The organism is Bradyrhizobium sp. UFLA05-153 (assembly GCF_054185185.1).
In genome coordinates, this window is the sequence record NZ_JBBIAM010000220.1 from 1 (window position 1) to 7,637 (window position 7,637).

At 57.4% G+C, this 7,637-nt stretch carries 7 protein-coding genes; 2 read left to right on the top strand and 5 right to left on the bottom strand.

The features are described 5' to 3' along the window. From Q2941_RS49700 to Q2941_RS49715, 4 genes are all read right to left on the bottom strand, one after another. A partial coding sequence (locus tag Q2941_RS49700; RefSeq protein WP_458197260.1) for an MFS transporter occupies positions 1-1,199 on the bottom strand: 1,199 nt, incomplete at its 3' end. 180 nt (positions 1,200-1,379) lie between these two features. Then, a complete protein-coding gene (locus Q2941_RS49705; protein ID WP_458197261.1) occupies positions 1,380-2,273 on the bottom strand; it encodes a beta-keto acid cleavage family enzyme in 894 nt (297 codons plus the stop codon). A 471-nt stretch (positions 2,274-2,744) separates the two neighbouring features. Continuing rightward, a complete protein-coding gene (locus Q2941_RS49710; protein ID WP_458197262.1) occupies positions 2,745-3,686 on the bottom strand; it encodes a 3-hydroxyacyl-CoA dehydrogenase in 942 nt (313 codons plus the stop codon). 216 nt (positions 3,687-3,902) lie between these two features. Continuing rightward, on the bottom strand, positions 3,903-4,682 hold the full coding sequence (locus Q2941_RS49715) for an outer membrane protein (RefSeq protein WP_458197263.1): 780 nt from the start codon (positions 4,680-4,682) through the stop codon (positions 3,903-3,905). Positions 4,683-4,829: 147 nt separating this feature from the next. Here Q2941_RS49715 and Q2941_RS49720 point away from each other — a divergent pair, with 147 nt between their 5' ends. Beyond that, positions 4,830-5,318, top strand: coding sequence for a hypothetical protein (locus tag Q2941_RS49720; RefSeq protein WP_458197264.1), 489 nt, complete (start codon positions 4,830-4,832; stop codon positions 5,316-5,318). A gap of 658 nt (positions 5,319-5,976) precedes the next feature. Next, entirely contained in the window at positions 5,977-6,438 is a 462-nt protein-coding gene (locus Q2941_RS49725; RefSeq protein WP_458197265.1) for a hypothetical protein, read from the top strand. Positions 6,439-6,996: 558 nt separating this feature from the next. Here Q2941_RS49725 and Q2941_RS49730 read toward each other — a convergent pair. Then, positions 6,997-7,611: a CoA transferase gene (locus Q2941_RS49730; RefSeq protein ID WP_458197266.1), complete on the bottom strand. Its 615-nt coding sequence runs from the start codon at positions 7,609-7,611 to the stop codon at positions 6,997-6,999. Positions 7,612-7,637: the final 26 nt, after the last annotated feature.

Below are 7,637 nucleotides of genomic sequence, written 5' to 3' on the forward strand. Positions count from 1 at the left end.
AGCACGATTGCGATTACGACCAAGCCAATGTCAAAGGATCCCGTCCTATCCTTAAGGAAGCCGACCATGTATGGGCCAACGAAGGCGCCAAAAGCACCAATGGAATTGATGAATGCGATGCCTCCGGCGGCAGCGGCGCCAGTAAGGAAACTCTGCGGGATCGTGTAGAGGATCGTCCGTGCGGAGATCGTTCCGATCAGAGCGAGCGTCATGCATATGAGCGCCGGCACGAGCGAGGTGAGCACGACCGAAAACACGAATCCGGTGGCGCCAAGCATCAATGCGGCGATCAGATTATAGATCTTTTGCCCCTTGCGATCGACAAGCCGCGCCCAGAACAACATGCCTATTGTCACTAAGAAATAGGGCACGGCCGAGAGCCAACCGACCTGCATATTGTTCAAGTTGCGGCTCTTTAGGATCAGAGGGAGCCACATACCGATCCCATAAGTGCCGATCGCGAAAGCGAAGGTAATGCCCGTCAACATTAGCACGCGGACGTCCTTCATTGCCGCCCACAGGTCCTTTTTGACCTTATCGTACTTCTCCCTTGCGAGTTCATTCAGCAGCGCGTCCCGCTCTCGGGACGTCAGCCACGAGGCCCTGTCAGGCGTGTCGGCTAACAGAACGAGACACAGGACTCCAAGCAGGCAGGCCGGAAGACCTTCGATCAGGAACATCCACTGCCAGCCGGCCAGTCCCCACACTCCATCCATTTCTAATAGCGAAGCCGATAGGGGATTGCCGATCAACGAAGACAGCGGTGTTGCTGCCATGAACCAGGCGAGGACGCCTGTCCGCGATCGCGCTGGAAACCAGATGGAAATGTACCAGATGACACCGGGAAAAAAGCCTGATTCGAAAACCCCTAGAAGGAAACGGATCCCGTAGAAGCTGTATGGTCCAACGGCGAACGCCGTCGCCGCGGCCGCAAGGCCCCAGGTCATCATGATGCGGGCGAGCCAACGGCGCGCACCGAAGCGATACATCATCATGTTACTGGGAACTTCCAGCAGGCAGTAACTAAAGAAGAGTATCCCGGCGCCCCAGCCGAATTGGGCGGCACTTAAGCCGATGGCTTCGTTCATCTGCAGCGCAGCGATGCCGACGCTGGTCCGGTCGAGGTCGTTGAGGAAATAAGCCAGGCCCAAAAGTGGCACGAGCCGTCGCGCATTCTTGCTGACAGCGCTCGCGACCAATCCAGACCTCACCTCGTCAGGACACTGGGGGGCAGCGGCGTCCAACAACTCGTTCTGCTCCTGCAATTGGTCACTGACCAGACGCCGTTTCTTGCTCAGGTGCTGGAGCTACACGGCGAAATCAGCCTAAAACTTTGGGAATCACTGCCGCAAGCGAGAGCATCGGATCGGCTATCCGCGCTATTTGCGTGGCGCGAGCCCAAGCATTGCCCGAGCTTCCACTGCGGTGGCGGGCTCGTACCCAAGTTCTCGGATAATCCTAACCGTCTTCTCGACCAGCCGCACGTTCGTGGCAAGTATGCCTTGTTCGAGATAAAGATTGTCCTCCAGGCCGACACGAACATGGCCGCCTGCGAGCACCGCGTGAGTTGTTGCGAGCACCTGTGCTCGACCGACGCCGCTAACGCAAAACATAGCTCCTTTGGGAAGATTCCCGATGAGCATATCGAGGATCTGCGGCGTGTACGGCAGTCCGCCCTGAATTCCGCGATCGGCACCCAGAACGAAGTTGATCCAATAGGGAGGTTTGTCGAAGCCCTTATTGATCAGGCGTATCGGATCTTGGAGAAGATGGGAAAGGGAGAAACATTCCCATTCAGGTTTGATGCCCTTCTTTTGGAACCGTTTTGCCATGATGTCGCAGCGGCTCGGCGAGGTGTTAACGACAATTTCGCGGCCGCCAAAGCAGGCTAGAACGGTGTGAGCGTCAAATGTCGCCATGTCAGCACCGGCATCGAGGCCTTTTAGACGCTGTTCGAATATAACCTCTTCGAGACCGGGCTCTATGGATCGCACCATATCTCCATCAATGCCCCCGCCAGTGCTGTTGTTGATGATGATGCCGCACTTTGCCAGGATCCGGGAGTTGATGTCCTGGTATATTTCCGGATTACAGGTCGCGCCATCGTCCGGCCTGCGCGCATGCAGCGCCACGATAGATGCACCCGCATCGTAGCACCGGTACACATCCTCGGCGATTTCGCTAGGCTGGGTTGGCAGGTGTGGGTTTTGCGATTTTTTCACCACACCTCCCGTTGGAGCAATCGTGACGATGACCTTGCTCTCAAACTTCATACTGCGTCTCCTTTCGGGGGCTTAAGTCATATGTGGGCGGATCTGACGAACTCGCTTGGGAACGCTTTCACGCAGCACGAAGGCCAGAAGTGACGTCTGCGACAGGCTCAAGTTTCCAAGATTCGGGATTCATTTTCAGATGCTACGCCGGAGCAGATTTGGCTTATTGGAAACCGCCGCGACATCGACGCGATGCTCGGTTAGCCCCTCTTGAATTAAAGTCGTTCTGACTCGGTGTTTTGGACGAGAACGGCGTCGTTCGCGCCTTATGCAAGTGAGATTGCGGATGTAGGTCGCCAGACTCTGGACGAACGAAGGGCCTCGCCGCTGACTGCCTTAGAGCAGCTTCTGCGTTGGGTCGCACGTCGTTGGCGAAAATCTGTGCTCTCCTGGCGGCAAACAGTGCCGTCCAGCTCGCGCCGATAGGTGAGCGGCGACCACGGCGTTTCGTCGAAATCGGCATCGTTCTGGTCATTCCGTTTCCCTGATGGGTTCGATTTCGGCATACGCGATGCCGGTGAAATTGCCCTGGGACCAAAGGACATTGCGTTTATTCCCTCCATCAAGATCGGCAGAATAGATCGAGCCGGCGAGGTCTGTGATGAACATCTGGTTGCCGGGAACGTCGAGTGCGATGCCGATTCCCTCCATCAGGTGAGTGATCAGAATTTCCGGCTCCGTCTTCGTGTCGACGCGTGCGCGATTGGCTGTATTGCCGCGCGGAGGGTCGCCGCGGTCCGTCCAGTAGAGGACGCGGTGCGCGAGATCGAATTCAAGGTGAATTGGTTCCGGCAAGCCATCGAACAATAGCTCGATGTCGGAGCGGTTTGCTGGGCTCTCACCCTCCGGTATGTCGATGTTGGCGCGGAAGATTCGGCCCAGACCGGCATTGTCCGGACCCTTTTGCGTCCAATAAAACTGGCGACGCTCGGTGTCGATGGTGACGCCAATGCACCATCTGGTCGGGTCGCGCCGGTCCACGTCACCGCGGCCCGCCTCGATGAGCGTCTCTATTGCAGAGCCATCGAGATTACACCGCATAACTCGCATTCCTTCGCGGTCAGACCAGTACAGCTTGCCGCCTTTTTGATCGAGCTGAATTTGCTTCGGCGTGAATGTGGCGCCGCGCGGAACGATGACTGTGCGAGCACTTCCATCGATATCGGCGCGCTCGATCGAGCCATCGTTCACCGCGACACCGGAGCCCATATTGGTCCAATAGATGTGGCCCGCGCCGACATCGATGGCGATTCCGTCAGGAAGCTGACAATCAGTAACAATAACTTTTCGATCGGAACCATCTGGATTCATCGCTTGAATACGGTTGGTGCTCACCTCGAGAAAGAATAACCGACGAACTGCGATCGGCCGGTCGGACGAGAGTTGCGATTTGACCGCATTAGCGTCGGTCATGGTATTCTCCCTTACGCGCTCTCGATAATTAGTGTTGATACGCCGAAGCATCTCGCGTGCACGCACTCTACTGCGGACAAATCAGGCAGATCTGCACGGCAAGCAGTGGAGCAAGGGCCGAGCCAATTGCCAAACCATTCTTGCGGCAGATGGTCGTTTGACTGCTCGCACGACACGCCACGTGGCATTTGCCGCTCCTGCGCGATGGAGCCGTCCTTACTTGCGAAGGTCAATATTTCGCGCCCCGTCACTCCAGCGGTAGTTCACGCGAACCAACCCGATGTCAACGTCTTGACCGATGCGGGCGGTCCCTGCACGAGCGCCCACTGGAGCGCCTGCGAAACCGCTTGAGAAAAAGAAGTCCACATCGCGACGGCCCATGAACAAGCGGTCGTACTCAACGCCGACGGACCAATTCGGAGCGAAGCCTAATTCAAGGCCCGCGCCAACCGTACCGCCCCAACGAGTTTCGCTGCCATTGTCGATTGTCAGCTCGGTCGCAAGATCGAAGACCCGGTATTTGTCGCGGACGGCTGCAGCGCCACCCTTCATATAGAGCAGCACGTTATTCCAGGCATAGCCGACCTGCCCCGTGAACAGGCCAAATGCATCAATCTTTGATTCATCTTGGACGCCTGCGAAGGCGAGGTTGGCGTTGGAGCCCTTGAAATCGGCCCAGTTGCCCTGCGCCTCAAGGCCGAACACCCAGTTCGCCGCCTGCCGTCGATAGCCGATTTGACCGCCGGCGGTGCCTCCTGTCGCACTATGGCATCCCATGATGCGCGGAACGACGACCAAGCCGCCGGCATTGACGACGTCCCAGCACTGATGCGCGGAGCCTCCACCTCCATCAATGCCGGTGTAGAAGCCGCTCCAATCGTAGATCCGAGTGACCGTTGCGAGCGCTTTGATGTGGGGCCGCACCGTCAGATCAGCGGCGAAGACCGAAGCGGCCATCGCGATCAGGGCTACCATGCCCAGCAGCATTTCTTTCATTCGTTTTGGCTCCGTTCCGTGATTCCTTTGATGGTCTATCGGTCACGTCACGATAGCCATGTGTTCGTCCTCTCCATCAATTGACAAGGTTAGTAGTTGACTGCATCGCAAGCCTTCCCTGAGCACTCGATCGATGGACGGAAATCAATGTTGAGCGGTTACCGACTTGGCCCGATCGAGTACACGCCTTCAAATCCCGGCACCGCACTTCTTGTGATCCCAACAGTTGCCGCACGCGTCGCCATTCTGCCCAAGCAAATTCGAACGCCACGTTGGCGAGCCAGCCGCCCCAATTGCATTAAGGCCAGCGCCTGTTGCGAGACACCTTCATTCGAGACCTTCAGGGAGAGATCCGGGCAGGCAACGCCGATGCGCCGGTTGAAAAGCATGGTAGATGCGGTGAACAAGATCAAGGAGCGTCACCGCCAAGACGCCGATCTGGAAGCGAAACGCGCGCTGAACCGCCTGAAGACCGTTGATCCCGCACGATACAGCGAATTCATTCGTGAGTACGAGAGGGATGGCTCTAGGGAAGATGCCGATCGCGCAACCGTGACCTCCTGCTCCGGCCCGAGTTTTATCCTTCCCTTGATCTGTCGAGAGTTTAGCTTCGCGTGCCAGCGGCCCGATACCTGAGGATAGTGTCTTAGCGGCAATCATACGATTGCAAGCAATAACCGTCCGCCGCAACAGCCCCGCAACTTCATGAGCAGGTCGATAAGCCCGGGGGCGAAGTTCTGCCCTAGACAAGCGCCCGCACAAGGGCGTTCGCAGAACCGAAAGGACGGGACGTGGGCAGTATCCGATCGGTACGAAGATCACTGTCCAGGCGATCGCGTCATTTTAGAATCGTCACCTCTGTCCGGTTGAAGACACGGATGTCCAACCTCGACGAAGGCCTCCAGCAGCGCGGGCTGCAAAACACATGGTTTTTTCTTCACAGAGGGCCGCGCGCGACCTCGTTAGTGGCACGGCGATTGCTGGGATAGATTAGAGGTGATGGCGCCGGTGCGCTCCTACAGTCTTCCCAAGTGTCCAGATGAGGCCAGCCCGATTGATCAACGAAAGCCATAGTGGTGCTGTCCTCCGTCAGATCGGCAGCAGTGCTTGGCGCGGCGCCGAGCTGAGCGAGGCGGCACGGTCCAGTCCTCCCGCCATGTTGCTGTGCAACGGGCCTGAAAGCGCGCCTTGCGGCGCATGCTGCGCGTTTCGACGAGGAGCATCCCATCGGCCCCTTTCTCATCCTGGACGATTCGAGCGCCGGCGCTAGCAATCACAACAAAAGGAGATGGTGATGACGAAGGAAGGTGGACTCAACGATGACATAGGCATTGCTACAGGCGCATTTCAGGACTTTGCCAAGCGAGCCATCGAGACGCAGACGGAGTTCTCGAAACGAGCTTTCGATATCTATTGTCATTGGCAGGAACGAATTCAAACCGAGTCCACACAGGCGATGGAGCTCTTCGGGAAACTCACTTCCACGAACTCCGCAACCGATCAGATCCGTTTTCTTCAGGTCTGGACGAAAGGCGCCACGCAGCGGGTCTCGCAGGACGTGATCTATTCCATTGAAACCACAAAACTTCTCGCGAATATTGAACTTCCACTCTTCGTCGGCTCGGAGCTGTTCAAGGCTGCAGTCCTCTTCCCTCCCTTGACGCTCAACTTGCCAGCTGGTGCTGGCTTTAACTTTCATTGTGGTTCCTGGCAGCTGCCGACCCTGCGGATTGAAGGAGGCCGACCGGAACGATGAAAATTGGATTTCCCTACCAATAGGCCATGAGATGAAGGGCTTCTTCGTACGAAACAGCGTACGGCTAGCCGTGACGTTGGCAAATATTGTGCGTGACGATTTTTCCTTCTCCAACGCAAGCGAGGCCATCAACATCCGTTCGGCTCGGCTATAACCGGCCGACAAACGGGGGCGAGTGCGGGCAAGCCAAGCCCGGTGGTCCCATTACGGGCGCGCTCTGCGCTGATATTCTTCGGACCAATCGCATGTCGGCAACGACCGAAATCACAACTAGCTTGTCCCCTGGCCCGTCCTGCCGCTTGCGGCACGTCCAACCAGGAGAAAGCAAATGGCCAAGAACTCCAAAGCCGAAAACCAAGACACTTCGACGCTAGGAAGCGGTCAATGTCGAACTTGTCGCGGATCTCACAGCGGACGACTCGTCATCCGCGAGGTAAAGAAAGCCGGCGGGTAACCCTCACCGATCGGTACCTCCGCTTCGAACGAAAAAAGCGGCCGTTGGCAAATGTGCGTCGTTGCGGTCGACTGTTATGTTTAGGACGCTTGCTTGCTTTTTTGCTAGCTGGGCACGGCGACCATCGACGTCCCGATGATGCCCTTCGATGCCAATTGCGCGATCTCGGTGCAGGAGAGCCCTAGAAGTCCTGTTAGGATCTCGCTGTTGTGCTCTCCGAGAGTCGGCGCCGCCATGCGGATTGCAAGGGGCCGAGAACCATCGCGAATCGGCATTGACGGCTGTTGCTGCACGCCGGTGAACGCACGTTCCACTTTCTGTAGAAATGCACGCGACCTGAGATGCGGGTCCGTAAGCAGGTCAGTTGGCTGCCGGGCCACGCCAGCCGCAATCCTTTCCGCCTGCAACATCGACATCGCCTGCTCAGCATCGCGGGTGAGCGTCCAGGCCTCGATGGCCTTCTCTATTTCATCCTCGATGCCGCGGCGAGCTTCCGCAGATTGCAGCGATGCGTCTATCGCCCAGTCTGGCCGTCCAATGAGAATGGCAAGCCTCTGCCACATGGTCTCGCCACTCACCGCTACCATGACCCAGCTGTCCTCACCTGCGCACCGGAAGCAGCCATGCGGCACGAACTGCGGATGTCGAGTACCATACTTAGGTGGCGGCACGCCGCCGATCGATTGAACGGTGATCCAAGGCGCCGCAAACGGCATCATGCATTCGACTGTCTCTTATACACATC

What these genes read in the sequence shown, in the direction of transcription:
- Q2941_RS49705 (WP_458197261.1), bottom strand. Translation starts at nt 2,273, where the DNA reads ATGAAGTTTGAGAGCAAGGTCATCGTCACGATTGCTCCAACGGGAGGT.
- Q2941_RS49720 (WP_458197264.1), top strand. Translation starts at nt 4,830, where the DNA reads ATGTTGAGCGGTTACCGACTTGGCCCGATCGAGTACACGCCTTCAAAT.
- Q2941_RS49725 (WP_458197265.1), top strand. Translation starts at nt 5,977, where the DNA reads ATGACGAAGGAAGGTGGACTCAACGATGACATAGGCATTGCTACAGGC.
- Q2941_RS49715 (WP_458197263.1), bottom strand. Translation starts at nt 4,682, where the DNA reads ATGAAAGAAATGCTGCTGGGCATGGTAGCCCTGATCGCGATGGCCGCT.
- Q2941_RS49710 (WP_458197262.1), bottom strand. Translation starts at nt 3,686, where the DNA reads ATGACCGACGCTAATGCGGTCAAATCGCAACTCTCGTCCGACCGGCCG.
- Q2941_RS49730 (WP_458197266.1), bottom strand. Translation starts at nt 7,611, where the DNA reads ATGATGCCGTTTGCGGCGCCTTGGATCACCGTTCAATCGATCGGCGGC.